General features: G+C 62.8%; 2 protein-coding genes. One reads left to right on the top strand and one right to left on the bottom strand.

Features of this window, described 5'->3' with window-relative positions:
- The first annotated feature begins 230 nt into the window (after positions 1-230).
- Entirely contained in the window at positions 231-1,307 is a 1,077-nt protein-coding gene (locus IEX89_RS24010) for a tyrosine-type recombinase/integrase (protein ID WP_188915829.1), read from the top strand.
- Between the two features lie 15 nt (positions 1,308-1,322).
- Here the strand turns inward: IEX89_RS24010 and IEX89_RS24005 are convergent.
- On the bottom strand, positions 1,323-2,578 hold a 1,256-nt coding region (locus IEX89_RS24005; protein WP_188915828.1), incomplete at its 5' end, for a porin.

The following is a 2,578-nucleotide window of genomic DNA, read 5'->3' as shown; positions in this document are numbered from 1 at the left end:
CGAGGAACGCACGCGTATCATCGAGTTCGTGCGCATCCGCGCTGAACAGCAGCTGCCACCCACATCCGACACGTTCTTCGTCGATTGATCTTCACGATCTATGGGCGCTCCTGCGTGTCCTCAGCTCATCTCATTGACGATGCTGCCGGCTGGAGCGAGCGTCGCGCAAGGCGATGGGACGTTCCATTATGGCTATGAGCCGCATCGCCTATCAACCGTTAGGAGGGGCGATGGCGAGCGTCTACAAGCGTGGTCCAACGTGGTGGGTTCGGTTTCAGTTTGACGGTGAGCACGTCCGCCGCTCGGCCAGAACGACGAACAAGCGGCAAGCGGAGGCTTTCCTCCGCAATCTCATGGCCGAGTATGTCGAGCGAGCCCGCAACAACGGCAAGACGCGCCACCTCCTGACAGAAGTCGTCGAACGCTTCTTCGCCGAGACAACGATCAAGCCAGGAACGAGACGAACCTACACGTCCAACAGCCGGAACTGGATTGCTGCCTGCGACCACCTCTACCTCGACGAGATCGACCGCAAGGTCATTGCGTCGTTTATCTCCGAACGCAAAAAGGCGGGGGTGACGGACACCACTATACGTCGCGATATCGCGTTTCTAGGAACGATGATCTCGATGGCGATCGGCTGGGGATGGATCGACACCAATCCGGTCACGGCCATGAGCAAGAAGTTCCTTCGCGAATCGCCGCCGCGAACCCGTTTCCTCACCCGCACCGAGTTTAAGCGCCTCCACGCTGTCGCACACGCCGATCTCAAGCCGATCATTACCCTCGCTGTCGAGACGGGCATGCGCAAGGAGGAGATGCTCGGGCTTACGATGGACAGCTTAGACCTGCGTCGACGCGAGGTGCACCTCCAGGAGACGAAGACCAACTCACCACGCCGTGTTCCGTTATCCGATAAGGCAATCGAGACGATCACGGACCTTCTCGCCAAGCCGAATCGCCCAACATCCCGCTACCTCTTTTGCAAGCCGGACGGAAGCCGTATGCTTTGCAATAAGAAGGGATTTAAGGCGGCCTGTGAACGCGCAGGAATCGTGAACTTTCGCTTTCATGACCTGCGACATACGTTCGCATCTTGGTGGGTCCAAAGCGGGGGAGATCTCTACAAGCTGAGCCGCGTCCTCGGGCATCGAACCCTTCAGATGACCGCCCGCTACGGCCACCTGCGAACCGACGACCTGCACGAGGAGATCAGCCGAATCGCACGACAACGGTCACAGGACCATCAGATTGGACGGCCCAGACATAGAAAAAGCCCCGGCGTGAACGCCGGGGCTTCCCACTGAACCGTATGGAACGGATCAGAAGTCGCGCTGGATACGGAGACGGCCAGCCCAATTCTCGGTGTCGCCCGTGCGGGTGGCGATGCCGCCAGCCGGGGTGTAGACGACATCGAAGTCGGCATCGACGTTGCGGTAAACGACGTCAGCCGAGAAGGTCAGGCCGGACACCGGGCGCCAGTTGAGACGGGTGCCAAGCTGGTACCACGTGAAGTCCTGGACCGCACCATCGGGGAGCGTAGCGGGGCGCGCGCCGACAAACACGGCGGCCTCAGGGGCGTCAACCTCACCGTACGCACCCTCGATGTCCTGCCAGATGGTCGGGGTCCAGTAGTGACGGAAGGCAGCCGCGATCGACCACGCCTCGGTGTTCTCAAGCGACAGGTTGCCGGGGGTGCCGACGAGAGCCGCATCGACGACGCCGATGTTGAACTCGTTGCCGCCCGAGATCGGATCGGCGTAGTTGATCGCGCCGTCCGCGTAGGTCGCCTGCAGCCACAGAGCGTCGCCCGCCGCGATCATCGGCAGACGGATGTTCACGCCCGCGCCGATCGCCCAGCCAAGCTCGTCATCGACGGCCACGTTGCCGACGTTGTGACGAATCTGCTGGAGGGCACCCATGATCTGGGCGGAACCCCAAGCCTGAGCGACGTTCAGGTTGGCGACGAGAGCCGGCAGCTCCTGACCACCGTAACCGAAGCCAGCAGCCGGAACGACCGCACCAGCCGGGACGACGACGCCCGGACCGACGGCCAGTGCACCGCGACGGTACTTCGTGTCCTCGACCGAGATCGTGGCCGAGAAGCCCGAGCCGAACGTGGCCGTGTAGGCGAGAACCTCGACGGACGGATCGGTGAGACCGCCCGAGCTGGTCATCAGGTTGCCGGCGAAGAACGAGAAGAACGACGTGATGCGACCAGCGGTCAGGCCAGCGAACTGGATGAAGCCCTGGTCGAGGTAGGCGAAGTCGACGTCAGCGGCGTCGTCGAAGCGCTCGGCGTTGACGCGGATGAACGAGCGGAGCGTGCCGTACTCGGTGGCCGTGCGGGCATCGAACGCCAGCGAGCCGCGAGCGAAGAAGTCAACGTCGTCCTGAAGGCGCGAGAACACGCGATCATTGTCGTCGTTGAAGCGGTACTCGGCGCGGACGTAGCCGGAGATCTGCAGGCAGGTCTCGGTGCCGGGGACGACGAAGAAGCCCGTGCCGCCGATCGGGGCGTTCGGGCAGGTGCGGACGTACTCGACCGGCGCCGCAGCGCGCACCGGAAGATCGGCAG

The organism is Salinarimonas ramus (assembly GCF_014645695.1).
GTDB classification, from domain to species: domain Bacteria; phylum Pseudomonadota; class Alphaproteobacteria; order Rhizobiales; family Beijerinckiaceae; genus Salinarimonas; species Salinarimonas ramus.
Note: the sequence above shows the minus strand (reverse complement) of the source record. Positions and strands in the feature narration are given on the sequence as shown.